Origin of the sequence: Mycolicibacterium llatzerense, from assembly GCF_025331195.1 — a bacterium.
GTDB classification, from domain to species: domain Bacteria; phylum Actinomycetota; class Actinomycetes; order Mycobacteriales; family Mycobacteriaceae; genus Mycobacterium; species Mycobacterium llatzerense.
Genome location: NZ_LXOV01000001.1, coordinates 2,776,944 through 2,801,405, shown reverse-complemented (window position 1 = coordinate 2,801,405; position 24,462 = coordinate 2,776,944). Strand labels below are relative to the sequence as shown.

Sequence of the window (24,462 nt, the reverse complement as noted above, 5' to 3'; positions counted from 1 at the left end):
TCGCGAGCTCATTTCTTCTTGCACCCATCTGGTGGCTGACCCGTCGCGCCGGTGAACCATTGCGCGACAATCGCCGCGGAACAGCGGTTGTACTTGTTGCCAAGCTGGTGACCCAGCGATTTCTTCGACCGCTCGGACAGGGTCCATCCCAGCGGGGCTTCAACACCGGGCTGCGCGACGGGGTAGAAATCGACGACGTCCGGCAACTCCCAGGCCGGGGGCGCGGCGCCAGTCGCCGTGTTTCCGCCGCATCGGCCCGGCGGGAAGAACTTCTCGAAGTCCAAGGCGGCAGCCTGTCTGGCAGCAGCCGAACGGGCGTTACCCACCGCACTGAACGCTGTGAGCGGGGCGATCAGCCCGGGCGGGCGATTCGGTATCTCGGATTTGGTCGACGTCACGTAGCCGTTGTCGATCAGGATCAGCTTGGGAGAAAAGCACTTTCCGTCCTTCTCGACGCGCGCCAGCCACTTGACCACCTCCGGCCACGCCAGCGCCAGCGGGGCAGCTGCAGACGCATCGATCAGTCCCCCGTCAAGGTCGAATGTGCGGACGGCTCGGTCCTTACACCAGTACAACGTGCCGTTCGGTGAGACGTACGGGAACCGCGCGCTGAGCAACGCTGCCGTGGACAGCGACAGGTCCTTGGGGTCAGCGGGCTGCTTGACGTCCGCCGGACACGTACTGTCGAACGCGTCTTTGGTGGCAGCCAGCGTCTGCAGCTGGGCATGGACACCCTCGATCGGCGTCACCACGCGATCTATCGAGAGGCAGTTGTTCGACGACGTGCCTGCGTCGGCCAACTTCAGCACCGATACCGTCACCCGGCAGCCGTCCGTGACCGAGGTGCCGTTCAGCGCCAAGAGCGGAAAGTCGAGGCGCCCGGGACTCGACCACGCCGTGGCCAAGAAACCGGACTCCAGATCACCGTTGGCCTCGCGAACCGACTTCTCCCAGGATCTTTCCAAGACCGCCGCGCTGTCCTGGCCGTCTGCGCGTACGCGCACAAAGGCGTTGGGCAGATCCCGAAAGGCGACGCCTGCCACCGTCGGTCCGAGAAAGTCATTGCCCAGCGGCTCCGACCACGGATTGTGGGAAACGTCCTTGAACGCCTTGGTCACCGCGAGACCGAGGCTTCCCCCCGAAATTCCACTTGCCAGAAAGATCGAATCCATCGGCATCGGCTGGGCGCAAACGTTGTCCACATCCATACCGATCGGCTTGCGGCCGGAGCTATCCTGGCCCTTGACAAGACAATTCAGCACGATCGTCGTCCAGTAGGCAGCCCTGATCCCGCCCCCTGCGGAGGCGACGAACACCAGTGGAATCGGCTCACGCTTGGCCGGCCGGTTTGGGGTCACCTCGGTTTGCGATCGGCTCCACTGATCGAGCGCCTCATCGACCGTCACCCGGCTGCCGACAGCCGCATCCTTCAATCGGACCGAGTGGTACGTGGATTGGCCGTCGGTCAATGACGTTGCCACGGCGCTGATCAGGACGATCGCGATCACCGGTAGACGCCGTAATCCACTGGCGGCAAGCACATTCCCGGGATAGTAGGCATCGCTGAGCAGCACCAGTGCGGCGAAACCGAGCGTCAGCGCGAAGACGAGGGCGAACAACACGCCCCAGGGTCCGAGAACACTCCCTGTTATCTGCGGCGAATAGCCAAGGGCCCCAAAAGCTATCAATGACGCAACAGCAAGTGCCAGACGCCGCCACAGGGACGGATCCAGGTTTCGATCGGTGGCGTGGTCACACAGTTTCGGCGACCAGTGGACAACCGCCGCGACCACCAGGATGCAAAGCACCATGCACAACAACAGCCACCATCCGGTGCCGTCCTTGACCGCGAACAACCGCGCACCGTTGCGCATCGACAGTGCGAACAGCACGGCGAAAGGGGCCACCGACAGCGCTCCTGCAACCCGGGCACCCCATTGGGTATTCATGCGAGTCTCGCCCGGCCGCTTGTCGACGGCAGCGTCGCGCTTGAACCCGAACAGCCCGAGCAAGAGTGCGATCGCGCCGGGCACGAACGCCACTTGCCCGGCGGGCCAGTGCAGGGCGATAGCGGCGCCGCCGACGACCATGGCGCCGAATCCAAGAGACAGGATGATCTTGTTCGCCTTCTTGGTCTCAGCAGGGCCCGGCACCGAAGGCTCCGACTGATAGGCATGCAGGACCATGCGGGCAGTGGCCAGGAGCGTGCCGGTGGTGACGATGGCAACGATCGCCGTGGCGATGATCAGATACGCGTGATGCGGTTCGAACAGCAGAAGAAATGCGTCATCGAGCTGCCTGCCCAAGTCAGAACCCAACGCAAGTAATGCGATCAGGATCAGCGCGAGCCCCAGATGTGCGCGCAGCGCGACCACCGCACGGCGGCGACTCACTTTTTCCTTCGAGTCTTCCTTTGAGGACACCGGTGGTCCCAACGTCCCGGCCAGCCCAGCAGCACAGCCAAGGGCGGCACTGAACAGGAACAGGAGCTTCGCTGCCGACACCACGCCGACGGCCGGGATGGCCCAGCCGACGTGCTGAATCAGCCAGTGGAGCACCCCAAAGGTGTTCGGCCCGGTCGCCAGACCGGGGTTGAGGAGAACCGTGATGCCAAGCAACACAACGTCTTCGATGATGTCGAACGCCAGGTAGGCGGCCGTCGCGTAGGAGGCGAAACGGAGCGGCTGCGCGAGACCGGCCCGCCAGTCCTCAAAGGCCGGGGCGAGGTGGATTTCGGAATACCGCACTGCCCCGAGCAGCAGCAGCACGACGGGAAATGCGATGAAGATGATGTCCACGCCGAGGTACATGAACACCAGGCCGTACGGGGACACGACACGCTGACCGAAGTGGTCGTTGAAATACGTATTCCAGCCCCACCATTCACTGATCGCCGTCGCATTGGTGCTGGCATTGCTCTGCGCGATCGATGACGGCGAGAGAATGGCAGACGCCGATACCGAAGCGTGGCCGGGCTGGTGCATGAGCGCCAGCGTGTCGTCGATGACCGCCAGGGCGCCGAGGCCTGCGTACAGCAGGAACAACGCCATCAGGGCAGTGCGCACACCTGGTTTCGTGATTCGGGATAACAGTGTCCGCTTGCCGTCGTTGCCCGAAACCGCTGTTGCATCATCGGATTCAGCGCCGGATGTTGTGGTGGTCATGCCGCGACTCCTGATCAGAACTTGCACACACGGGTGTAGGTGGCGCCGTAGTCGCGCGTCGCGGACAGCGCGACGGCAACCCGCTCAATCGTCCTGTCGACCACCGCCCTGCTTAGGTTTCCGGCGGTCAATGCCGGTGCGGCGGAGTAGATCCGGGATCGCCACTGCTGGGCCGTCGGCTTCGAATCGGTGGACTTACGCATCGCTGCACACGCCGCGAACTTGACCATTTTCTCCTCCGGATTCCCCTTCTCGAGGCGCGTCAGGAGCTGATCGAGTGATCCGGTCGTCGGCACTACGGGTGGCACGCCGGGTTTCGGGGGTTGGGGCGGCGCCCATGGTTTCGGCAGTTCGGAAGGCACTTCGATCTTGGGCAACACCGGCGGCGGATGGACTCCGGCCACTTCCTTGCCGACTACGACAGCTTCCTTGCCGGCAACGACAACGGTTCGGGGCTGACACCCGCTGAGCGACGCCACGGCCACTACAACCACTGCCAACAACGTTGTACAAGAACGTATTCGGCCAACCGAACCGGTCATGAGGCGCCTCGCCCTGCTGTGGATGCCTACTGTGGGGCCACCGGCCCCGGATTCAGGACAGCGAGAAGGGTTGCCAGCACTGCACCAGTCCCCCGCCCCGTCGTCCGCCCTGTGAGAATCACTGCAAACGCATCCATCATCGTAGGACTCGCACAGCAACTCCTACGAGAACCCGCAGCAAATTTCATACGTTCGACGTACACCGTGCTGGTCGCACGCACAGCACCGACGTCAGTCGACTAGCTTGGTCAAGCAGTACACCCGCTGCGGAGACGTGAACACCATCGCCTTTGCCGCAGTGGCACAGGCCGTTTCGTCGACGGTGCCATCTATGCGCTGGGCCACCTTGAACACCCCGGTGTGAGAGTTGGCGATGGTCGGGGCCTGCGCGCAATCAATGTTCGTGACGCTCTTACCGGTCAGATCCAGCGCGTAGCAGTCCCCCTGATGCAGGTTCAGCGCAAAGCACAAGCTCGCGGCCCTGGGGTCGTCCTGATTGCTGGTGGCGTAGAAGTACGGACCGTCCGCCGGCGTCTTGCCGTCCGGGCACAGACCCTTCGAGGTCTCGCCCGCCAATTCGTAGACAGCATCCGATGATTCGCAGCTGGTCGAGGTGAAATGGAACTTCTCGTAGTCGGCAGTGGTGACGCACTGCCCCGATTTCAGCCGGGCGCCGAAGACGGCGGCGGGCCCGCGATGTCCGGTGAGGGCCACACTGGCGATGCCGCCGAGCACAAGCAGCGATACCACCGCGCCCACGATCCACACCCACGGCTTGATCGCAGACTTGCGCGGCGGCGGGAAGCCAGACATCGGGTTCGGCGGACCGTAGTTCGTCGGCTGGCCGGCCCAGGGTTGCGGGTTCGGTGCCGACCAACCCGGCTGCGGCTGCCACCCCGGCTGACCCGGCGTCGACGGGATCGGTTGGCCCGGCTGGCCTACTGGCGGCTGGTGCTGCGGGGCGCCCCACGAGCCGTCCTGCGGTGGTTGAGTCACCGATCGATCATGTCAGCCAGGGCGCTTGCTCTTGGCAATCTGCACCACAGCGCGTACCGCCACCGCATTGTCGCTGGTATCCCCGATGGCTCGAGCGATGTCGGCGCAGGTGCTGTCGATCGCCGAGATGACGCGCTGCAGGCCGGCCGGATGGGCAACGGTGACAGTCAGTTCGACGGTGGAGGCACGCCGATCGACGACTGTTTTCCCCTTGACGGACTGCACATTCGACTCACGTTCCAGGGCGGCCGCAGCCGCCGACGCAACGCCGTCGAGGTTCACGGTGATGAACCCCGGATCGGTCGTGCCCGCCACACGCAAGACCGGCGCCTTGCGGATCGGCACATGCGAGATCAGCCAAACCAGCGCGATCAGCACCAGTACTGTTCCGGCGCCGGCCAGCCCCCATGCCCACCACGTCGAGGACGTGGCGCGCACGACCGGTCCGGTACTGATGCGTTCCGGCGCGGCCCGCACCCAGTGGGTGGGCCAGAGCACCGCCGCCGCGCCGATCGCGGTCACCACGATTCCGGCGACCAAAGTCGCGGCGCGGTCCAGCAGATCGGTCGGCCTCAGGCTCATGCCGACCCGTTCGTGCCGACGCGCACGGTGATTCGCGGTGTCGGAATCAGGATTTCGGTGGCGCTACCGACTACGGCGGCGATCGCGCCCTTGGCCGCGACTTCGGACTCAACTCCGGTGAGTCCGACGTACAGCGTCACCTTTCGGCGGGTGGCCGCCGAGTTCAGCACCTCGACACCAGGCACGGAGCAGGCCGCAAACGACGCCAGTCGGGCGACATCGCGCGGGCGCATCCACACCGATCCCGCCGCGTCGACGGCAACGACCGTCTTGCGCCGCGGCAGCAACGCCATGACCATCAGCCACACTCCGATGACGAGCACGCCGGCGCCGGCGGGAACCATCCACCACTGGCTGTGCAGGCCGTTCAGGGCGGTGGCGGTAGTGCCGATCCATGGTGAGCCTGCCACGAAGCCCAGCACGACTCCGGCGTCGCGCAGCGCCACGAATCCGACGATCAGCAGGACCAGCGCCAGCACCACGGCGATGTATCGCGCGGTGGCAGCGGTGACCGGGGCACGACCAGGTATCGGCAGCGCAAATGCGTCGGCGGTCATCATTGAGTCCTTTTCACATCTTTGGTGGCGGTACTGAATTGTTCGACGGTGACGTCGACGCGGTCGACCTGCAATCCAGCCATGCTCGACAACGTCTGCGCGACATTGCGTTGCACGGCGCGCGCGACGTCCACCGCCGGCGCCGGCCACGCCACTGTGACCTTGAGGTGAGCTGTGACGCGGTTGCCGGTGACGGTCAGCTGCGCTTGCGGCAGCGATCGGCCAGCGATCTTCGTCAGTCCTTCCGAGAAGGGCAGCACATCGGGGGTGTCGAGCGCCGCACGAACCGCGAGCCGATGCGCGACCTTCTCGCGGACGGTCAGGGTGCCGCGCGTGGCGGCACCGTCGTCGTCATCGGATTCGCGTTGCGGCAGTATGGGTTCCGCAGCTGTCGACTCAGTCACGGCCGCGACCCCGCAGCAATGCGGCCAGATTGGCCAGATCGAGTTCGCCGTCGCGGTGGGCGCCGAGCAGGTACCCCGCCACGCCGAGCAGCAACGCGACGATGAAACCCCACAGGCCACCGGCGGCCGCAGCCACGCCTAGCAACAGACCGGCAACCAGACCCAGTGTGGATGAGGTCATGATGTGAACCTTCCTCGAATCGAAGTTGTTCAGGCGCTGAGGAGTTCGCTGACCGCGGTGTGACGGCGCGCCCCTCGTCGCGCCGCCACACCGGGACGCTCCAGGGCGATCCTCAACCGGAAGCTGGTGTCACCGGAAGGAGATCTTCGACGGTGACGTCGACCGGTAGGTCGGTGATCGCGGCGACGGCACGCTGGATGGCGGTAGCCGTCTGTCGCACCGGCGCGTCGAACGCGAGACTGACGTGCACGTCGACGCGGTCGGCCCCGATCCGAATCCCGGAGACCCGCCGGCCCGGCAGGTAGGTGCCCACCTCGCCGAACATCCCGCCGTGCAACCCCGCCACACCCTTGACCGCAGTCACCGCGGCGGCGATGCGATCAGCGTCGTCCTCCGGAGCTGCTGCCCGCGTCGGGGCATCACTGGACACGAGCGGGCGCGGCATCAGCGTCGTCGCCGCCGCCGCCGTCACTGTCGAGGTGCACGTCGTGCACGGTGATGTTGACCTCGGTGACCTCGAGTCCGGTCATGCGTTCGATGGCGGCGATGACGTTTCGCCGGATACCTGCGGCCAGGTCGGCGATCGCCACGCCGTATTCGGCGACGATGTCGATGTCGACGGCGGCCTGCTTCTCACCGATCTCGACCGACACGCCCTGGCTCTGGTTGACGCTGGCACCCGGGATTCGCTCCCGGAGAGCGCCCACCATCCGCGACGCGCCGCCGCCCAGGTCGTACACGCCGCTCACTTCGCGGGTGGCGATCCCGGCGATCTTCGAGACCACGATGTCCGCGATCGTCGTCTTGCCCTGCGAGCTCACCAACGGCGATCCCTGGTAAGGGCTCATTTCCTTACTGGACGACTCCACTTCGGCCTCCGCACTGGTCATCATCACTCCCCTTTCGACTGCCGACACATGGGTAGTCGCTACCCAGGGCCTGAACCGAACGTGCCCGTCGAGTGATTCGGGACACATTTCACGATTCTCAGCTCAGCATGCCCTGAACGGAACCACAACTCGACTAACTCTTGCAGTGAGGGCCTATATTTCAGGAGCGGCGAAGCGCAGCTGAGAGCGGAGTGTGGTGATAGCGCCAACCGGTGGCGACCTACGCGACGCCGACGACGAGGCTTTGCGAGCCGCGGCCGTCATCGGCGATCGCGAGGCGTTCGACGTCATCGTCACCCGGTACGGGCCCGTGCTCTACCGGTACGCCCGGCGAATGCTCGCCTCCGAGGCCGACGTCCCAGATGTCGTGCAGGACACCTTCGTAGCCGCCTGGCAACAGATCGCGGGCTTCCGCGGCAGCTCGTCGCTTCGGACGTGGTTGTTCGCGATCTGTTACCGCAAGATCGCCGACACACACCGGCTCAAGCGGGCAAAACCGGTCGAAGACTGGGTGCTGGAACCGCTGGCCGGACCAGACCCGTCCGCCGACCCTTTCACCGCCGCGTCCAACGCCGCGTTTTTGGCCGCCCTCGAACAAGCGCTTGACGAACTGCCGGTACGCCAGCGCGCGGTGTGGATGATGCGGGAGATCGAGCAGATGACGTTCCCTGAGATCGGCGAAGTGCTACACCTCAGTTCCGATGCAGTGCGCGGACACCACGTTCGGGCGATCAAGACGTTGCGAGTTCTGTTGGGGAGGTGGCAGTGACAGAGCCTGATCCCATCCTGCACCGCGCAGCCTCATACCTGCGGTCGGTGCCCGAACCCGGCTGGGACGCCATCAGCGACCGGGTGCGCGCGGCGATACACAGCGCAACCCGGACCGGTTGGCCCATCCGCGCCTCGCGGGATACCGACGACGGCGTGGTGTACATCAGCGATCACGCGCTGCGCAGCCTGCTGGCCCGGGAGTTGCGGCGCCGATTCGTCTGCCAGCCGACCCGCATCGACTTCACGCTCGACGGTGCCGTGCTGCGCGCAGTCGACATCGACGTCACCGGAAGCTACGGCACGCAATTGCGCGAACTCGGCGACGACATCCGCCGCTTGGTACTGGACACGATCCGCTCCATCCTCGACAACCTCGACGACAACGGCGGCACTCCGGCCGGGCCCATCGACGTGACCGTCACCGACGTCGTCGACGGCGACCCGCTGGGGTAGCCCGGGCACCACGAACGCGCACTACGGCGGATTTGCCCCGGTGATTGGATGAAACATGTTGCCCCGCAATATCTTGCGGGGCATGGCGTCGACGCCTAGCACCTGCCCCGGTCAGGCGCGGTGATGGCGACGGCGGTGCCGGAAATTCCAGCTCGCTCGGCAGCCCGGTCGGCCATCCCCATCAGGCGCCGAAGACGGCCGGCGACGGCGTTCTTGGTCATCGGGGGCTCGGCGAGGCGGCCCAACTCGTCCAGTGACAGGTCGGGGTGCTGGATGCGCAAACGCGCGATCGCGACGAAATGAGCGGGCGCCGCGTCACCGAGGATCTCCAGGGCGCGTTGCGCCCGGATCGCGGTCACCATGGCCGACTGCTGGGCACGACGTTGGTTGGAGTCCACCAGTGCCGCGTCCACGGTCGGTGTGGTGCCGGTTCGTTGGTGTGATTGCCAGGCCGCCCGGGTCTGTTGGGCGCCAATTCGATTCAACAAGGTGTCGATCGTGTCGGCGTCACGCACCGTGATCCGATCGGCACCGCGCAACTGGCGCGCTCGGATGTGCACACCGAATCTGCGCGCGGCCCCGGCCAGTGCCGAGGCGGCTTCGACCCCGGGGCATTCGACCTCAAGCCCCCGTGCACGACCGGCCAGCGCCAGCGAGCCCCGGGCCAGGAAGGCGCCCCGCCACACCGCTTCGGCGTCGGCCGTACTACCCGCGACGATCTGCGGCGGCATGCCCCGGACTGGCCGACCCCGACGGTCGATCAGCCCGGTCAACCGGGCCACATCTTCGGCTTCGTGGGCAACGTGCACCACGTATCGGGAGCGGGTGGCGATGCTCGGCAGTGCGCGTATTTCGGCCGTACATCCGTACAAGTCCTTGAGGTCTTTACAGACCCGGGTGGCGATCGGCTCGCGGTCGACTTCTGCGTCAATCACGGCGCGTCCCTTGACGATACGCAGCCCGCCGGCGAATTGCAGGAGTGCAGTCACTTCCGCTTTGCGCGCACTGGCCAGATGCACGACCGTACCGGCAAGTTCATCCTTGGCGCTCGGTGTCAACATCATAAGTCCCCCACTGCCTGACCTGATCGAATCCCGTTTGTACAGCTGCCTTATGCGCCGCATCGCGAGTCGCCATGTTGGCGACACTGTGCGAGCTGGTGCATGAGGCGCTCGGAGAGCGGACCGTCGGGGTGGTGCAGGGCACGCCAGGTTTCCAGCGTTCCCATCAGGGCTTCTGGGACCGTAAGTTGTTCGCGGACAACGACGGTGATCAACGTTTCGATCACCGTGCCGAATTCTCCGATGCCCAGGTTCACGTAGGCGTTGTTGAGCTCGGAAACTGTCAAGCGAGAACGGATGCTCTCCACCAGTTCCCACGCCACGTCGGACTCGCTACTCAACGACATCAATCCCTTCAGTCCGCCCGCCATCACCACGCCCCCATTTCCTGCGTTATAGGGGGTAGTCGTGATCCAGCGCCCGAACCGAACGTCGCCGTCGCGTGATCCGGGACACAATCGCGCCCGATGCAGGAACTACGGATCGCAGCGTGAATCGACAACGCCGGCCGTAGCTGTATAGCTACGGCCGGCGTTGGTGTCGACGTCGTCAGCAGTGAAGCACTGGACTCAGACTGACGTCAGCTCGGAATCGCGTTGGATCGGCTTCGGCCAGGGCTGCGGAACCGGACGCTGACGGACGCGCTGCGGCCACCAGAACCAGCGTCCGAGCAGGCTGGCGATCGACGGCGTCATCAGCGACCGCACCACCAGGGTGTCGAACAACAGACCCAGACCGATGGTCGTACCGACCTGGCCGATGATGATCAGCTTGCTCACCGACATCGACATCATGGTGAAGGCGAACACCAGGCCCGCCGAGGTGACGACCGAGCCGGTGCCGACCATGGCGCGGATGATGCCGGTGTTGAGTCCGGCGTGGATTTCCTCCTTGACGCGGGAGACCAGCAGCAGGTTGTAGTCCGCGCCGACCGCCAGCAGGACGATGACCGACATCGGTAACACCATCCAGTGCAACGGAATACCCACGATGTGCTGCCAGAGCAGTACCGAGAGACCAAAGGCCGATGCCAGGCTGAGCACCACGGTGCCGACGATCACCGCCGAAGCGACGACCGCACGGGTGAGCACCAACATGATGATGAAGATCAGGATCAGCGCCGCGGCCGCGACGATCATCAGGTCGTAATCGGCACCGATCTGCATGTCGTTGTACATCGCCGCACTGCCGCCGAGGTAGATCGACGAGCCCTCGAGCGGGGTGCCCTTGATCGCGTCGGCCGCCGCAACCTTGAGCGGTTCGATACGCGAGGTGCCCTCCTGCGTCAACGGGTTGCCCTGGTGAATGATGGTGAACCGCACCGCATGGCCGTCGGGCGACATGAACAGCTTGAGGCCGCGCTGGAAATCTGCGGTTTCGAAGGCTTCCGGCGGGAGGTAGAACGAATCGTCGTTCTTGGCTGCGTCGAAGGCCTCGCTCATCGCGGTGCCGGTCTTCTGCATCGCGATGGTCTGATCCTGCTGGGCCTTCTGCATCTGGTACTGGTTCAGCAGCACCTGCTTCTGATGCTTCATCGACGCGATCTGCTTGGGCATCGTCGCGACCATCTTGGGCATGAGGTCGGCCATGCGCTGCATGTCGGGAACGATGGCCTGGAAGTCATCGGACATCAAGCTGATGCCGTCGATGCTCTCGAAGACCGACCGCATGGACCAGCACACCGGAATGTCGAAGCAGTGCGGCTCCCAGTAGAAGTAGTTGCGCATGGGCCGGAAGAAATCATCGAAGTCCGACAAGTGATCTCGAGTGTCACCCATGTCATCCGAGGTGGTCTTCATCTTGTCGGCCATCCGCTGCGACACGGCTGCCAGATCCTTCTGGACGCTCATCATCTCGGTCATGGCGTCGATGCTGTTCTGCAGATCGTCGGCCTGAGAGAGCAGATTGTTCAGATTGGTCTGCGTGTAATCGTTGTTCATGAGCTGCGTGGAGCCGCTCTGTCCGACGGTGTACGGGATCGTCGAGTGCTTGATCGGATCACCGTCAGGTCGGGTGATGGTCTGAACCTGGGCGATTCCGTGCACGTTCTTGAGCGCCTTGGCGATCTTGTCGATCACCAGGAAGTCCGCCGGGTTCCGCAGGTCGCGATCGGACTCGACCATCATCAGGTCCGGGTTCATCTTGGCCTGCGAAAAGTGCCGGAACGCAGCGTCATAGCCGACGTTGGCGGGGATGTCCTTCGGCAGGTAGATCCGGTCGTCGTAGATGGTGTGATAGCCCGGTAGCGCGATCAGACCGACCAGTGCCGCCACCACGGCACCGACCAGGATGGCGCCGGGCCAGCGCACCGTCGCGGTGCCGACCCGATGCCAGCCGGCGGTTCTCGTGTTCGCTCGAGGCTCGAGGACCCGGCGGAAGCGGGTCGCGACGGAGATCACAGAGGGCCCGAGGGTCAGCGCCATCGCGACCACCATCACCATGCCGATGGCCAGCGGAAAGCCCATGGTCTGGAAGTACGGCAACCGGGTGAAGTGTAGGCACAGGGTGGCGCCGGCAATGGTCAGGCCGGAGGCCAGCACCACATGCGCGGTGCCGTGAAACATGGTGTAGTAGGCCGATTCTCGGTCTTCTCCGGCCCGTCGCGCTTCCTGATAGCGCCCGATGAGGAAGATGACGTAGTCCGTCGCCGCGGCGATCGCCAGCGTCACCAGCAGGTTGGTGGCGAAGGTGGTCAGCCCGAAAACGTTGTGGTAGCCCAGGAATGCCACCAGACCGCGCGCCCCGGAGAGTTCGAGCACGACCATCACCAACACGATCAAGGTCGCGATGACGGATCGGTAGACCAGCAAGAGCATGACCGCGATGACGCCGAACGTGACGAGTTCGATCAACTCCATGCTCTTGTCACCGACGACGTTCTGGTCAGTGCTCGTCGCTGCGGGACCGGTCACATATGCCTTTACCCCTGGAGGAGCAGGGCTTTCGGTGGCGATGTGGCGCACCGCGGCGACCGAGTCGTTGGCGAGCGTCTCCCCTTGATCACCGGCGATGTAGACCTGAACATAGGCCGCCTTGCCGTCGCGGCTCTGGGCGCCCTTGGCGGTCAGCGTGTCGCCCCAGAAGTCCTGCACATGCTGGACGTGGGTGGTGTCGGCGCGGAGGTCAGCGACCATCTTGTCGTAGAACGCGTGCGCGTCGGCTCCCAGCGGATTGTCGCCTTCGAGCACGATCATCACCGAACTGCTGGTGCTGTATTCGTCGAACACCTTGCCGACGCGTTTGGTGGCGATCATCGACGGCGCGTCGTTGGGGCTCATGGACACCGCGCGCAGCTTGCCGACTTCCTCGAGCTGCGGGACAACGGTGTTCAGTGCGGCGATGACCCCGATCCAGGCCAGGATGATCAGCACCGCGAACCGGCGGAGGAACCGCGGTATCCCCTTGTGTCCCTTGTCTTCTACCACCGGGATGGCGTCGGTCTGGGCCTCGTCGGCCGGCGCGCTCATGCGGCCTTCACAAAGCAGAAGGTTTCGGCGTTCATACCGGTGGCGGTCCTCTCTTCTTTGACCACGTCATCGACACTGACCCGGCAGCTGATGCTGTTGCCGTCGCTCTGGGCCAGAATGTTGGGCTGCACCGAGGGCAGGGTGGTCGACAGCGTCAACGTCCACGGCAACGAAACTCCCGCGGCGCGCTGCGGCTTGCCTTCGAGGTCCATGTAGTTGACGACGGCTGAGCTACCCGTGCCGAAAATCTCGTACTTCACGAATTTCGGGTTGAAGTCCTCGGCGTTGTCCGAGCTCTTCTCGGTAATCACAACGGGATTCGAGCCGAACACCTGGCGCACGTTCGACACGATCACCACGCCGGCGCCAACCGCGACGATCACCAATAGCGGTAGCCATGCCCGCCGAAACACACTCGTCATCGCTGCCTTCTGTAGAAATTGCCGACCGCGCGGTCGTCGGGCATGTGGCGGCACACCACCATTGGTGACCCCCGGGGACATCTAGCTAGGTAACCTAACGGAAAAAGTGGATAGAGTCCATCCATTTAAATGTCGTCTTCGTTACAACCCGGCGCGGCCCCACCGCATTCCTGCCGCGTCCGCACATGCGCGATCTACTCCGGAAAACGGCTGGTCAGCGCAGGAAATTCGGACGCAAATCACTCAACTATTGGAGGCGAAGTCCCAGACCTGCATATTGCCGGCCGGATAGTTCACGCACACGTCGGTGGCTTTCGCGACCACACCCTTGTTGTTGAAGAACACCTTGGCCCAGTTGCCCCAATGGGTGGCCACCTGTTCGTAATAGACGTTGGTGGCGGTGTCCTCGGAGTACTGCCGGCGCGCGGCCGGGTCCAGGGAGAAGAACCAGTGGATGCGATCCTCGGCCATCTGCTGGATGTCAGCGGGCCGATTGTTCCGGTCGATCATGTAGCGCTGGTAGTACACCGGACTGGTATCACGCACCGCCTGCAGGTACTGCTCGGCATCACAGGTGGTGACGATGATCCGGTGCGGGATCGGGTAGTCGTCGGTGGCATCGGCCGAGGCCGGACCGGCCAGCGAGAGAGCGGAAGATGCCGCAACGCCAAATGCCATGGCGGCCAATCCGACACGGAGCGATCGAACCGTCATGCGCGGCCTCCTGGTTGCGACTGATGCGCGGCGTCATCCAACACCGAATGCTTGTCCGGGCAATAGAAATCTATTGCCGCACTGAGGAACTGCCAGTTCTGCTGGGTGGCGTTCTGCCGGGACAAGTTGGTGGCGACGAACTTGGCCGACTGATATGCGTCGTGGTCGACGTTGTTGCCCAACCGCTGGCAGGTGATCTTGCCCAACCAGGCGTTGTAGTCCTTCGGGCCATAGATCCCGTAGGTGTGCAATTGATTCGCGAAGTCCGTGTCGGGATCGGCGTATGCGGTCCCCGAATTGGCCACTGCCGCAAGCAGTCCGATACCGGCGGCGGCCAACACGCGTACGGCCCGGTGATGTCGCGTCATACAGCACGTCCCCCTGATCGCAGATCACCACAATCGTCAGCCGATCACAGCGTTCGGCATGAAGTTATTCAGGTAAGTGGATGAAGTCAATCCACTTACCGGAATAGTGTCTCGCATTACACTGCGGGGGTGATGACCCGCCAGACCACTGATCGACCGCTGCGCAAGGACGCTGTGCGCAATCGTCAGCGAGTGATCGACGCAGCCCGCGACCTGTTCGCCACACGGGGCCTGGGCGCAACGCTCAATGAGGTAGCCCACCACGGCGGGATCGGCGTCGGCACGGTATATCGCAGGTTCCCCACCAAGGAGGAGCTGATCGAGGCCATCTTCGAGGACGCGATCGACGAGATCGCCGCCTTCGCCGATTCGGGATTGGAATTCGACGACTCGTGGGCGGGATTCACCTGGTTCGTCGAACAGATGGGTCAGCAGACCGCCACCGATCGTGGCCTGCGAGAAATCCTGTACGGACAGAGTGGTTGCGGCAATCGGGTGGATGCGGCACGTACCCGCCTGGTTCCGAAGCTCGCGAAACTTGTTGAACGGGCCCAAAAAGACGGTTATCTGCGACCGGGTATCTCCGACAGCGACATGCCGATCCTGGGGCTTTTGGCAGGTACGGTCAGCGAGTTCGCCGGGCACGTCAATGCTGACCTGTGGCGACGGTACGTGGCCATCTTCCTGGACGGGCTGCGCGCTCGCGATGGGCAGGACCCGCTGCCGGTCGATGCCCTTGATGAAGACCAGGCCGCGATCGCCATGACAACCAGTCCGCCGCCGGTGTCCTGAGTCAGCAAGCCAGATCCTGCTAGCTGACGGGATCCCATTCGGGCCGGTGCATATGTTGGGCTGCTGAATCGTGATTCCGATTGGCCGGACTCTCCCGCTGTGGACATAGCTCTCGTAGGGGTGCGCTCAGCCGGTCCCGCGGTTTGGTAGCCCGTCGATATGGGTATCACTGTCAGTAGTGATCGCGGTTGGAGCGGTCTACAAACGTTAGGCGGTTGACGTGATCATCTTGGGAGTCATTTTGCTTGTTCTCGGGTACGCACTGGCGGTGCCCATTCTCGAGACCATTGGCACCATCCTGCTGGTTGTGGGTGCTGTGCTGTGGATCCTCGGCGCAGTGGGGCGCCCGGTCGGTGGACGCAAGGTCTGGTTCTAACTCGCCGACCTCCCCCGCGCGCCATCACTGACGAGCGATGACCCGATCTCCTTGCCGGCCAAAGAGATCGGGCCACCGGGCTATTTTGGCCTACTGGTTTGCTCGTTGCCTCTGCTCAGCGACTTTTGCTGCTGCGCGCGCCGATTCGGCTTGGGCTTCCTTCTTTGCGGCATCCCGCTCCGCCTCACCTTTGTCCTGCTGAGCTTGGCCCTCGCGGACAAGGTCGTCGCGACCCGTCACGGTGCCGGCGACCTCTTTGACTTTGCCCTTGACACCCTCGACTACTCCCTTGAGACCCTCTTCAGGACCACTATTGTGTTCACCCACAGCGTTTCTCCTCGGTTGGTAAGCCCCACGTGAAAGATTCGTGCGTCACATCTCATGACGGCGGGCCGGGGACGGCACCCACTACCAACCGGGTTCCCCGTCAGACCGCGGCGAAACCCGTTGCACAGAAGAGGTTGCCACGTCGCGCGGCTGCCGATTGAGTGCGGGAATCTGCGCCATGGCGTGTTCGGCGAGCGCGGTGATGGTCAGGGCCGGGTTGACGCCGGGGTTGGCCGGCATCGCGGAGCCGTCGCAGACGAGCATGTTGTGATAGCCGTGAACGCGGAGGTTCGCATCGATGACTCCCTCGGCGCGGGTGGCGCCGATGACGGCGCCACCGAGTAGGTGCGCGGTGGAGGGGATGTTGCCGAGCGCCTCCAGCACGTTGCTCTGGGCGATGCCCCCCGTCCGTTCGGCCAGCCAGCGAGCGGCTTGGTTGCCTTTGTCGATGTAGGTCGGGGCAGGGTTGTCGGCGTTCGCGGCGGTGGACAACCGATAGCCGCTCCCCCACCGGCGTTTTCGGGCGCGAAACGAGATCGCATTGTCGCGTGACTGCATCACCAACAGCATCACCATGCGCCGACTCCAGCCCAGGGGCCACAGCGTCGCCAGCCAGCGACGCGGATGCCGCACGATGGCGGCAATCCATTTCAGGGGCCGGGTCACCCGGGTGCCGTCACCGACCAGCACGGTGTAGAGCAGGCTGAGCATGTCGGCGTTCGGCCCGTAGGTGAGTAGTTCGATGTGGGTGTCGGCGTCGACGTGGACGCTGCTGCTGGCGGTGACATCCCGCCAGCTGCCCTGATCATCGGGCAGCAGCACGGTCAGCACGGATTCGCTATTGGTGCGCACCAATTCGCCGAGGCGGTCGCTCAGGTGGGGCAGTGAGCCACCATGTTTACAGTTGGCGAGCAGTTCGTTGGTACCCAAGGCCCCGCCGGCAAACACCACACCCCGTGTCGTGTAGGTCTGTCGCTGGCCGCCGGTGGGATGGACGGTGGTGACGTGGTAGCCGTCGCTGCCGTCGGCATTTCCCGCCGGGGTGACGTCGATGGCCTGGTGCTCGGGCAGGATGTGCACGCCATTGCGCTCGGCGAACCACAGGTAGTTCTGGGTCAAGGAGTTCACTGCCCCGACGCGGCAGCCGACCATGCAGGCACCGCAGCGGGTGCAGCCGGTGCGGTCGGGGCCGGCGCCGCCGAAGTAGGGGTCGGGCACTGTTTTTCCCGGTTCGCCGAAGAACACTCCCGTGGGTGCGCGGCTGACGGTGTCTTCGGTGCCGAAGTGCCGGCCCATTTCCCGAATCCATTGTTGGTGAACCGAATCGAACGGGACCGGAGCCGCGCCGAGCATTCGTTCTGCGGTGTCGTAGTGCGGCCTGAGGCGCTGTTCCCAGTCGCCGAGGTCGCGCCATTGGGCGTCACCGAAGAACTCTTTCTTCGCGCGATAGAGGACGCCGCCGTAGACCAGACTGCCGCCGCCGACACCGCTTTGGGAGGGGAAGAAGATGTGGCGGAACATCGAGGTGCGCATGATGCCCAGCTTGCCCAGCCTCGGCGCCCAGGTGTACTTGTCGGATTGCCACGCCGACCTGGGCAGGTCTTGCGGAGCGTAGCGGCGGCCGCGTTCGAGCACTCCGACGCGAAACCCTTTCTCCGACAGGCGTAATGCTGAAACGCTGCCGCCGAAGCCCGATCCGATCACCAGCCAGTCGTAGTCAAAAGCCCCATCACGGGTGGTCATCGTCGCCTCGGACGGTCACAACGACTTTGCCGGTGGCGCGGCCGTTTTCGACGTAGGCCAACGCATCGAGGATGGCGTCGAATGGATACACCCGATCGATGATGGGGTGTATGGCGCCGGCATCGACGAGGGCAGCCAGTTCGCGCAGCTGATCGCCGTTCGCGGTCATGAACAAGAACGAGTAGTTCGCCGAACGTGGTTTGGCTTTGCGCCGCACCGAGAAGCTCAGTGCCCGCATCGCTTGAACCAGCAGCCAGTTCACTCCGAATTCGCGGGCGAAGTCGGGCTCGGGCGGTCCGGCGACCGAGATGACCCTGCCGCCGGGTTTGACGACCTGAAATGACTTGTCGAGGGTCTCGCCACCCTGGGTGTCCAGGACGACGTCGTAGTCGCGCAGCTCGGTGGCGAAATCCTGTGTCTTGTAGTCGATCACGACATCGGCGCCGAGTTCCTTCACCCATTCGACGTTCTTGGTGCTGGTCGTGGTCGCGACGGTGGCCCCCAAGTGTTTGGCCAGTTGAATCGCGATGCTGCCCAGGCCGCCGGAGCCGGCGTGGATGAGCACTTTCTGTCCCGGCCGCAATTGCGCCTTGTCGACCAGCGCCTGCCAGGCGGTCAGGCTGACCAGTGGCAGCGCGGCGGCTTCGTTCATGTCGATGCTGTCCGGTTTCCTCGCGACGTCGTTCTCGTTGACGGCGAGGTATTCGGCGAAGGTGCCGATGCGGTCCTGGTTGGGTTTGGCGTAGACCGCGTCGCCAGGGGCAAATCGCCGCACCCGTGGGCCGGTCTTGACCACGATGCCCGCCAGATCGTTGCCGAGGACGAGCGGAAGTTTGTAGGGCAGCAGCGGTTTCAGCTCCCCGTTTCTGATCTTGAGGTCCAGTGGATTGATGCTGGTGGCGTGTATCTGCACGAGGACGTCATCGTCGCGTAGGTCGGGGACGGCACGTTCGACGGCGCTGACCGTGTCTTTCTTGCCGTAGCGGGTGAGGGCGAACGCTTTCATGGTGTGGCCTTCTCGGTGCGGTGGTCGGTCGACGCGGCGTGGACGGCGCGCAAGGGGGCCTTGTCGGTCTTGCCGACAGGGTTTTTGGGGATGGTGTCCAAGATGAGGATTTCGGTGGGGCGCTTGTAGCCGGCGAGGCTGAGTGCGCAGAGGGCCTGCAGTGCGTTGATGTCGATGGCGGCCCCTGGGCGTGGGGCGACATAGGCCACCACCACTTCGCCCCATTTCTCGTCGGGTGCCCCGATGACCGCGGCTTCCAGCACATTGGGGTCGCTGGACAGGAGGTCTTCGATCTCGCGGGGGTAGATGTTCTCGCCGCCGCGGATGATCATGTCTTTGGAGCGTCCCGCCAGGGTCAGATACCCCTCGCTGTCGAGGCGACCGACGTCGCCGGTGTGCAGCCAGCCATCAATGACAGCGTCGGCCGTGGCCTCGGGGCGGCCCAGGTAGCCGCGCATGACGTTGGGCCCGGCGATGATGATTTCGCCGTCGGAGCCGGTAGGAACGTCGTCGCCGTTGGCGTCGACGATCCGAATCCGTTGGCCGGGGAACGGCTTGCCCACCGTACCCGCGCGACGTGGGCCGTCGATCGGGTTGATGGTCGAGGCGCAGGTACCCTCGGAAAGCCCGTAGCCCTCGATGAGCGGGAACCCGTAGCGGGTTTCGAAGCGGTTCAACAACTCCGCCGACGCCGGTGCGGCGCCGCAGATCGCAAAACGCAACGACGACGTGTCCGGAGTGACGTCCTCCGGCAGGGCCGCCAGCATGGTGTAGATGGTGGGAACCGCACTGAATTAGGTGGGGCGCTCGCGTTCGATGACCTCGAAGAAGGTGCGGGGCGCGAAGCGGTCGGCGATGACGACGCTGGCCCCGGCCAACAGTGGCGTGATCACGCTGACGACAATCCCGTTGACGTGAAACAGCGGAAGAATCAGCAGGCATCGGTCGGTCGGTCCGATCTGCAGGGCCTGGCGCCCCATCTGCGCCATCGCATCGAGGTTGGCATGGTCGAGCATCACGCCCTTGGGTGTGCCCGTGGTGCCACTGGTGTAGATCAGCAGCGCCAGTGCCGCGGCGTCGACATGCGGTGCCTGATCTGCTCCCACAGGCGTAGTGGCCAACTCAGCGACACCCAGGGTGGGCACCTCGGTGCGGGTGGTGATGTCGTCGTCCATCACCAGCAGTCGTGTCCCGGAGTCGACGAGTTGGCGATGGACCTCATCGTCGGTGAGGCTCGGGTTGACCGGCGTAATCGCGGCGCCCAGCCGCCAGGCCGCGAACAGCAGCACGACGAACTCGACACGGTTGCGTAGCTGAACGGCCACCACGTCCCCCACGCCGATCCCCTTGTCGCGCAACTGGTGTGCCGCAGCCAGAACGCGGTCGTGCAATTGCGCATTCGTCAGTGTGTGGCGGGCGTCGGACATCGCCGGACCGTGCGGATCGTGCTCGGCACGGCGGCCGGTCAGCATGGCTAGTTTCACGGCGCCACGCGTATCGGGTTCAGGTGACGGGTCAGGAAGTCGGTCTGGTCGGTGACCAACTGCTCGAACGGTTCGCCGAGGTAGAACGCGAAATGGCCTGCACTGTAATGCTTGATCTCGCCACGGGGTGCCGACCGTGCATAGCGTTCAGTCTCCTCGGGCGGGGTGACCGTGTCGGTATCGCTGATACAGAACAAGATCGGAAACGCGATCTTCTTCGCGGCCCGGCCCGGCCGGTAGGCCATGATCGTCGGTGCCACACGAGCGGCGACCTCATTGCGGAACGTCGAATTCGCCGGCAGCAGCGCCTGATAGCCGGGTAGCGCGTCCGGAGCGTTCATCAAGGCCAGGATTCCCGGGGCGCCCGCCAGCGGGATCATCGCAGGTTCCCGCCGGCTCACGATCGAGGCGTAATCACGGGCGACCAACGGCAGCACTTTGAGTGAACCGAGCGGCCCGAGCGCAAGGGCGGACGCTAGACCGTCGGTGAACGGGCATTGGGCCACGGCCGCTTTCAGCTCGGGGTGACGGGAAGCCACCGTGATGGAATGGCCGCCGCCGAAAGAACTGCCCCACACCGCGATCCGAGTGCCGTCGACATCGCGCCGCCCCCTCACGTAGGCGATCGCCGCATCCCAATCGGCGAGTTGGCGCTTGATCGACAGCAGCTGGCGAGGTTGACCCGTACTGTCACCGAAATGCCGGTAGGTGAAGGCCAACGCGGCGATGCCGGCCTGCGCGAACCGCTCGGCGAAAGCGTCCAGCCGCATCTCCCGGGTGGCGCCCAGGCCATGCCCCAGGATCACCACCGGTGGCGAGGCCACACCCGTGGGCAAGTACAGCCACCCGGCGCAGGTGTCCTTGCCGGAGGTGAACGAGACGTCCTGTCGCGTAAATGACTGTGGCGAGGTCATTTCCGTGCCGCCCCAGCGCCGATGCCGTCGAGTGCAGGTACCGTGCCTGATTCCAGCGCGCGGTCGTAGACGTCATCGTGATACAGCGGCAGCTCACCCGAGGATTCGATGTCGGCGAGGTACTGCAACATCAGCTGCTGGCCTTCCGGGGATTGATCGGTGCCCAGGAACTCGGTGCGCTCGACGTGCAGGCCCTCTTGCAACGACATGGACCCCCCGAAGTAGACCGACCGCTTGATCGCCTCGACCGAACCCTTCGTCCGCTTGCCGAAATATTCGGCGACCTCGACCGCCCGCGTCACGACGTCCTCGGGGGCCACCACTTCGTCGACGGCGCCGTTGGCCAACGCCTGTGCGGGAGTGAACGGTTTGCCCTCCAAAATGGCGACCAGTGACTTGTGTGTGCCGATGAGCCGAGTCAGACGCTGGCTGCCACCGCCGCCGGGCATGATGCCCAGCAGCACTTCGGGTTGGCCGATGAAGAAGTCGCCGTCGGCCATGATCCGCAGATCGCAGGCCCACGCAAATTCAGCACCCAGCCCGAGAGCCGATCCGTTGAGGGCAGCGACAAAGATGACGCCGCTGGCGTTCATCTTCAGGAACGTCGCGTGGAGCCGATCCAGCTGCGCGACACCGCGCAGCGGCGTTTTCTGCACCACCGGATCCAAGACCCGGGCGCGGTCCACGCCGCGGGCCAGACGCAGGGCGGCCGACGCGCTGCGCCGGCCCAACTCGGGCACTGCGGCACCTTCTGCTTGTAGCCAGCGCACATCCGCGTGACTGACGAACCGCCCCGGGCGTGCGCCGGTGAACACCACGGCGTGCACACCGGGGTCACGGTCGGCCCGGTCCACCAATGCCTCGAGCTGCCTTGCGATTTGGATCCCGAACAAACTATGCGGGCCACCGTCTACCCGGGCGACCAACACCCGCCCGTGGTCCTCGATCACCAGATCGCCTCGTACTTGCTGTGTCATCGCCGTCCTTTCGAGCGAACCATCTGTAACGAATTTCTGTTCTGGGCAAGGGTTCCCACTTGCCCGCCGAACCAATAGCTGCCGGCCATCAGAAGCTCTTGCCGAGCGTCAGCACAGTTCCACCGGTCGGGCCCGCTTCGAGGTGAAAGCTGACGAACGCGGTCCGCCCATGCGGCCCGTCCTCGATCCAGCCAAGGCCGTGGGGCGGATCGAACACGGTGACCACGCACCGGGCACTCTCAGTGCGACCACGACGATCTCGGACGAGGCGGAACCCGACCCCGGGACCAAGGCATCGCTGATCCGACTCGTCGTGCTCGACGGTGTCCCAGTCGTCATACCAACCGCCGATGTCGGCGATCGTGGTCAGCAGATCCCACACCGCGTCGGCGGGCGAATCGATCTGAATAGATTGCGATTCAGTGCGGTTCCCCGGAGACAAGCCACACACGGCGGCTCAACCCCCATGCCTGGTATCGAGTTCAGACAGTGCGCGTTGCACGCCGATGTCACGTGCCAGTCGGGCATCGACCAAAGGGCCGAGGACACCGCGCAATGCCGAGACCGGGCGCCAGCGCGCTGGTGCGGATACGGTGCGTCGCCGCTGTTCGAGGCCGTTGACGATGACTGCTGCCGCCGTGGCCGGCTGGATGCGTTTGAGAATGAACTTCGGCATCGCCGACATCAGCGCTTGCACGTGCGGGTCTTCGTCGATGCCGTGCTGGATCATGCCGGTCTCGATGAGCGAAAAATATGCGGTCATGGCCGTCGCGCCGTGGCTGGCCAGTTCGACGGCGAGCGCGCGACCGGCTTGCTCGACCGCCGCTTTGCTCATCGCATACGGCATCGCTCCTGCGCCATTGAGGTAGGCGAAAACCGAACTCACCAAGGCGATCTGGCCACGATTGTGAATGACTGACTCAATCGTCGCCGACACCGTGTTCAGGACGCCGGACACATTGACCGACAGCACGCGGTCGACCTCATCGGTCGCGAGGGTTCGGAATGTTCCCCCGCGTCCCATGAGGCCCGCATTGGCGATGGCTACGTCGATGCGCCCAAACTGGTCCTCGACTTTGCGGACTGCGGCATGGACGGAGTCGATCGCCGTGACGTCACAGTCCACGGGCAGGACCTGTCCCGGCGGCAGCGTTCGAGCCGTTCGTTCTGCGGCACTGCGGTCTATATCGGCAAGGGCAACCTGTGCGCCGCGGTGAGTCAGCAACGCCGCCGTCGCCGCGCCGAGCCCGCCTCCCGCACCGGTGAGGAATACGACCTTGCGGTCCAGCGAGTAGGTCTGCTGACGAGCACGAGCCATCACGAAACTCTCTCTGCCGTATCGGATTCGCTACTGGCCGTCGCCGGCGAGGAACGACGCGGCGATCGGCGCGAACTGCTCGTGGTACTGGAAGATGCCACCGTGCCCGGAGTTGGGATAGATGATCAGTTCCGATCCCGCGATGCGCCGATGGAGGTCCTCAGATAGCACCGTTGGCACCATGCGGTCGTGGTCACCGTTGGCGATCAAGGTCGGCTGAGTGATCTTTGACAGGTCCGACGGCCTGGAACGGCCGTAGGCCTTGATCGCTTTGAGCTGGGTCTGGAGCGCACTGATCGTGATGTCCTTGTCGCGGTCGGTGGTGCGTTCCTTGAGTCGGTTGACGAACTGCTTGCCGGCACGCTTGCCCACGGCGTCGCGGTTGAAGAACAAGAACTCCTTGGGATCGGAACGAGTCAGCGTGGCCCGCAGCATGTCCCAGTAAGTGACGCCCGCCACCTTGTCCATGTCCTTGCCGCCGCGCGGCCCGGTCCCGGTCAGCACCAGCCTGCGCACCAGTTCAGGGTGCTTGAGCGCCAAATCCTGAGCGATCATGCCACCCATCGAGAACGAGAACACATCAATCTTCTTGAACCCCAACGCCGTGATGAAGATGTAGGCATCGTCGGCGGCTTCTTCGATGGTGCCCGGCACTTTGCCGCTCGACGCCCCAACGCCCTTGTTGTCGAAGGCGATCACGTGGCGGGTCTTGGCGATCGGGTCGATGATGCGTGGATCCCAGTTGTCCAGGGTCGCGGCCAGGTGCACGAAGAAGACCACCGGGATGCCGCCTTTGGGACCGAGTTCGCGGTAGGCATAGGTGGTGCCGCCGGCGGTTACCGTGCGCGACGGCGCCTTGGCGTAGGAAGTGATGGTGTCACTGATACTGCTCATAAGGTACTCGCTTCTTCAATAGTGCTGCGGTGCAGTGGATTTGTAGTGGAACGACTGCC

Annotated in this window: 27 protein-coding genes and 1 pseudogene; 4 read left to right on the top strand and 24 right to left on the bottom strand. The window is 64.4% G+C overall.

Going from position 1 to position 24,462, the window contains the following annotated elements; all coding sequences use genetic code 11:
* Nucleotides 1-8: 8 nt before the first annotated feature.
* The 9 genes from A7G45_RS13820 to A7G45_RS13780 form a co-directional block, all read right to left on the bottom strand.
* Nucleotides 9-3,164 carry a hypothetical protein gene (locus tag A7G45_RS13820; protein WP_260937712.1) on the bottom strand — a complete coding sequence of 1,052 codons (3,156 nt, stop codon included), beginning with the start codon at nt 3,162-3,164 and terminating at the stop codon, nt 9-11.
* A 14-nt stretch (nt 3,165-3,178) separates the two neighbouring features.
* Nucleotides 3,179-3,658, bottom strand: coding sequence for a hypothetical protein (locus tag A7G45_RS13815; protein WP_260937711.1), 480 nt, complete (start codon nt 3,656-3,658; stop codon nt 3,179-3,181).
* Nucleotides 3,659-3,937: 279 nt separating this feature from the next.
* A complete protein-coding gene (locus A7G45_RS13810) occupies nt 3,938-4,702 on the bottom strand; it encodes a hypothetical protein (RefSeq protein ID WP_260937710.1) in 765 nt (254 codons plus the stop codon).
* A gap of 12 nt (nt 4,703-4,714) precedes the next feature.
* A complete protein-coding gene (locus tag A7G45_RS13805) occupies nt 4,715-5,284 on the bottom strand; it encodes a hypothetical protein (RefSeq protein WP_260937709.1) in 570 nt (189 codons plus the stop codon).
* Entirely contained in the window at nt 5,281-5,841 is a 561-nt protein-coding gene (locus A7G45_RS13800) for a DUF6286 domain-containing protein (protein ID WP_260937708.1), read from the bottom strand. Before A7G45_RS13800 ends, A7G45_RS13805 begins: the two co-directional genes overlap by 4 nt.
* Nucleotides 5,841-6,245, bottom strand: coding sequence for an Asp23/Gls24 family envelope stress response protein (locus A7G45_RS13795; protein ID WP_260937707.1), 405 nt, complete (start codon nt 6,243-6,245; stop codon nt 5,841-5,843). Before A7G45_RS13795 ends, A7G45_RS13800 begins: the two co-directional genes overlap by 1 nt.
* Complete coding sequence (locus A7G45_RS13790) at nt 6,238-6,426, bottom strand: hypothetical protein (protein ID WP_043986084.1); 189 nt, start codon at nt 6,424-6,426, stop codon at nt 6,238-6,240. Before A7G45_RS13790 ends, A7G45_RS13795 begins: the two co-directional genes overlap by 8 nt.
* A gap of 112 nt (nt 6,427-6,538) precedes the next feature.
* The gene (locus A7G45_RS13785) at nt 6,539-6,871 is read right to left on the bottom strand and encodes an Asp23/Gls24 family envelope stress response protein (RefSeq protein WP_260937706.1); all 333 of its coding nucleotides are present in this window, start codon (nt 6,869-6,871) and stop codon (nt 6,539-6,541) included.
* The gene (locus tag A7G45_RS13780; RefSeq protein ID WP_377042019.1) at nt 6,846-7,316 is read right to left on the bottom strand and encodes an Asp23/Gls24 family envelope stress response protein; all 471 of its coding nucleotides are present in this window, start codon (nt 7,314-7,316) and stop codon (nt 6,846-6,848) included. Before A7G45_RS13780 ends, A7G45_RS13785 begins: the two co-directional genes overlap by 26 nt.
* Nucleotides 7,317-7,512: 196 nt before the next feature.
* Between A7G45_RS13780 and A7G45_RS13775 the strand changes: the two genes are divergently transcribed.
* Nucleotides 7,513-8,085 (top strand): RNA polymerase sigma factor, encoded by a 573-nt coding sequence (locus tag A7G45_RS13775; RefSeq protein WP_260937705.1) that lies wholly within the window; start codon nt 7,513-7,515, stop codon nt 8,083-8,085.
* Nucleotides 8,082-8,540 carry an Asp23/Gls24 family envelope stress response protein gene (locus tag A7G45_RS13770; RefSeq protein WP_260937704.1) on the top strand — a complete coding sequence of 153 codons (459 nt, stop codon included), beginning with the start codon at nt 8,082-8,084 and terminating at the stop codon, nt 8,538-8,540. Before A7G45_RS13775 ends, A7G45_RS13770 begins: the two co-directional genes overlap by 4 nt.
* Nucleotides 8,541-8,635: 95 nt before the next feature.
* On the opposite strand, the gene whiA is transcribed toward A7G45_RS13770, so the two are convergent.
* The 6 genes from whiA to A7G45_RS13740 form a co-directional block, all read right to left on the bottom strand.
* On the bottom strand, nt 8,636-9,598 hold the full coding sequence (gene whiA / locus A7G45_RS13765; RefSeq protein WP_260938176.1) for a DNA-binding protein WhiA: 963 nt from the start codon (nt 9,596-9,598) through the stop codon (nt 8,636-8,638).
* Between the two features lie 53 nt (nt 9,599-9,651).
* The gene (locus A7G45_RS13760) at nt 9,652-9,972 is read right to left on the bottom strand and encodes a hypothetical protein (protein WP_260937703.1); all 321 of its coding nucleotides are present in this window, start codon (nt 9,970-9,972) and stop codon (nt 9,652-9,654) included.
* Between the two features lie 198 nt (nt 9,973-10,170).
* Nucleotides 10,171-13,068 carry an MMPL/RND family transporter gene (locus tag A7G45_RS13755; RefSeq protein WP_260937702.1) on the bottom strand — a complete coding sequence of 966 codons (2,898 nt, stop codon included), beginning with the start codon at nt 13,066-13,068 and terminating at the stop codon, nt 10,171-10,173.
* Nucleotides 13,065-13,490 carry an MmpS family transport accessory protein gene (locus A7G45_RS13750; protein ID WP_260937701.1) on the bottom strand — a complete coding sequence of 142 codons (426 nt, stop codon included), beginning with the start codon at nt 13,488-13,490 and terminating at the stop codon, nt 13,065-13,067. Before A7G45_RS13750 ends, A7G45_RS13755 begins: the two co-directional genes overlap by 4 nt.
* Before the next feature lie 243 nt (nt 13,491-13,733).
* Nucleotides 13,734-14,204: a DUF5078 domain-containing protein gene (locus tag A7G45_RS13745; RefSeq protein ID WP_260937700.1), complete on the bottom strand. Its 471-nt coding sequence runs from the start codon at nt 14,202-14,204 to the stop codon at nt 13,734-13,736.
* Nucleotides 14,201-14,572 carry a DUF732 domain-containing protein gene (locus A7G45_RS13740; protein WP_260937699.1) on the bottom strand — a complete coding sequence of 124 codons (372 nt, stop codon included), beginning with the start codon at nt 14,570-14,572 and terminating at the stop codon, nt 14,201-14,203. Before A7G45_RS13740 ends, A7G45_RS13745 begins: the two co-directional genes overlap by 4 nt.
* A gap of 132 nt (nt 14,573-14,704) precedes the next feature.
* On the opposite strand from A7G45_RS13740, the gene A7G45_RS13735 reads away from it, so the two are divergent.
* On the top strand, nt 14,705-15,364 hold the full coding sequence (locus A7G45_RS13735; RefSeq protein WP_260937698.1) for a TetR/AcrR family transcriptional regulator: 660 nt from the start codon (nt 14,705-14,707) through the stop codon (nt 15,362-15,364).
* Nucleotides 15,365-15,584: 220 nt separating this feature from the next.
* Nucleotides 15,585-15,740: a DUF6131 family protein gene (locus tag A7G45_RS13730; protein WP_110789077.1), complete on the top strand. Its 156-nt coding sequence runs from the start codon at nt 15,585-15,587 to the stop codon at nt 15,738-15,740.
* A 90-nt stretch (nt 15,741-15,830) separates the two neighbouring features.
* Here the strand turns inward: A7G45_RS13730 and mbp1 are convergent, their stop codons facing one another.
* From mbp1 to A7G45_RS13685, 9 genes and pseudogenes are all read right to left on the bottom strand, one after another.
* Complete coding sequence (mbp1, locus tag A7G45_RS13725) at nt 15,831-16,067, bottom strand: microaggregate-binding protein 1 (RefSeq protein ID WP_081936719.1); 237 nt, start codon at nt 16,065-16,067, stop codon at nt 15,831-15,833.
* Between the two features lie 81 nt (nt 16,068-16,148).
* Complete coding sequence (locus A7G45_RS13720; protein WP_260937697.1) at nt 16,149-17,810, bottom strand: GMC oxidoreductase; 1,662 nt, start codon at nt 17,808-17,810, stop codon at nt 16,149-16,151.
* A complete protein-coding gene (locus A7G45_RS13715; protein ID WP_260937696.1) occupies nt 17,797-18,816 on the bottom strand; it encodes an NADP-dependent oxidoreductase in 1,020 nt (339 codons plus the stop codon). Before A7G45_RS13715 ends, A7G45_RS13720 begins: the two co-directional genes overlap by 14 nt.
* Nucleotides 18,813-20,300: pseudogene (locus A7G45_RS13710) on the bottom strand (class I adenylate-forming enzyme family protein). Before A7G45_RS13710 ends, A7G45_RS13715 begins: the two are co-directional and overlap by 4 nt.
* A complete protein-coding gene (locus tag A7G45_RS13705) occupies nt 20,297-21,214 on the bottom strand; it encodes an alpha/beta hydrolase (RefSeq protein WP_260937695.1) in 918 nt (305 codons plus the stop codon). The pseudogene A7G45_RS13710 and the gene A7G45_RS13705 overlap by 4 nt, the downstream one beginning before the upstream one ends.
* Nucleotides 21,211-22,191, bottom strand: coding sequence for an enoyl-CoA hydratase/isomerase family protein (locus A7G45_RS13700; RefSeq protein ID WP_260937694.1), 981 nt, complete (start codon nt 22,189-22,191; stop codon nt 21,211-21,213). Before A7G45_RS13700 ends, A7G45_RS13705 begins: the two co-directional genes overlap by 4 nt.
* A gap of 88 nt (nt 22,192-22,279) precedes the next feature.
* Complete coding sequence (locus A7G45_RS13695; RefSeq protein ID WP_260937693.1) at nt 22,280-22,633, bottom strand: SRPBCC family protein; 354 nt, start codon at nt 22,631-22,633, stop codon at nt 22,280-22,282.
* 15 nt (nt 22,634-22,648) lie between these two features.
* Nucleotides 22,649-23,509 carry an SDR family NAD(P)-dependent oxidoreductase gene (locus A7G45_RS13690; protein ID WP_260937692.1) on the bottom strand — a complete coding sequence of 287 codons (861 nt, stop codon included), beginning with the start codon at nt 23,507-23,509 and terminating at the stop codon, nt 22,649-22,651.
* Between the two features lie 30 nt (nt 23,510-23,539).
* A complete protein-coding gene (locus A7G45_RS13685) occupies nt 23,540-24,403 on the bottom strand; it encodes an alpha/beta fold hydrolase (RefSeq protein ID WP_260937691.1) in 864 nt (287 codons plus the stop codon).
* Between the last annotated feature and the right edge of the window lie 59 nt (nt 24,404-24,462).

Bases quoted from the DNA above. Each gene is read 5' to 3' on its own strand.
- A7G45_RS13820 (WP_260937712.1), bottom strand. From the start codon at position 3,164: ATGACCACCACAACATCCGGCGCTGAATCCGATGATGCAACAGCGGTT.
- A7G45_RS13735 (WP_260937698.1), top strand. From the start codon at position 14,705: ATGACCCGCCAGACCACTGATCGACCGCTGCGCAAGGACGCTGTGCGC.
- A7G45_RS13690 (WP_260937692.1), bottom strand. From the start codon at position 23,509: ATGGCTCGTGCTCGTCAGCAGACCTACTCGCTGGACCGCAAGGTCGTA.
- A7G45_RS13740 (WP_260937699.1), bottom strand. From the start codon at position 14,572: ATGACGCGACATCACCGGGCCGTACGCGTGTTGGCCGCCGCCGGTATC.
- A7G45_RS13750 (WP_260937701.1), bottom strand. From the start codon at position 13,490: ATGACGAGTGTGTTTCGGCGGGCATGGCTACCGCTATTGGTGATCGTC.
- A7G45_RS13760 (WP_260937703.1), bottom strand. From the start codon at position 9,972: ATGGCGGGCGGACTGAAGGGATTGATGTCGTTGAGTAGCGAGTCCGAC.
- A7G45_RS13780 (WP_377042019.1), bottom strand. From the start codon at position 7,316: ATGACCAGTGCGGAGGCCGAAGTGGAGTCGTCCAGTAAGGAAATGAGC.
- A7G45_RS13720 (WP_260937697.1), bottom strand. From the start codon at position 17,810: ATGACCACCCGTGATGGGGCTTTTGACTACGACTGGCTGGTGATCGGA.
- A7G45_RS13715 (WP_260937696.1), bottom strand. From the start codon at position 18,816: ATGAAAGCGTTCGCCCTCACCCGCTACGGCAAGAAAGACACGGTCAGC.
- A7G45_RS13805 (WP_260937709.1), bottom strand. From the start codon at position 5,284: ATGAGCCTGAGGCCGACCGATCTGCTGGACCGCGCCGCGACTTTGGTC.
- A7G45_RS13755 (WP_260937702.1), bottom strand. From the start codon at position 13,068: ATGAGCGCGCCGGCCGACGAGGCCCAGACCGACGCCATCCCGGTGGTA.
- A7G45_RS13700 (WP_260937694.1), bottom strand. From the start codon at position 22,191: ATGACACAGCAAGTACGAGGCGATCTGGTGATCGAGGACCACGGGCGG.
- A7G45_RS13800 (WP_260937708.1), bottom strand. From the start codon at position 5,841: ATGACCGCCGACGCATTTGCGCTGCCGATACCTGGTCGTGCCCCGGTC.
- A7G45_RS13685 (WP_260937691.1), bottom strand. From the start codon at position 24,403: ATGAGCAGTATCAGTGACACCATCACTTCCTACGCCAAGGCGCCGTCG.
- A7G45_RS13790 (WP_043986084.1), bottom strand. From the start codon at position 6,426: ATGACCTCATCCACACTGGGTCTGGTTGCCGGTCTGTTGCTAGGCGTG.
- A7G45_RS13785 (WP_260937706.1), bottom strand. From the start codon at position 6,871: ATGCCGCGCCCGCTCGTGTCCAGTGATGCCCCGACGCGGGCAGCAGCT.
- A7G45_RS13745 (WP_260937700.1), bottom strand. From the start codon at position 14,204: ATGACGGTTCGATCGCTCCGTGTCGGATTGGCCGCCATGGCATTTGGC.
- A7G45_RS13705 (WP_260937695.1), bottom strand. From the start codon at position 21,214: ATGACCTCGCCACAGTCATTTACGCGACAGGACGTCTCGTTCACCTCC.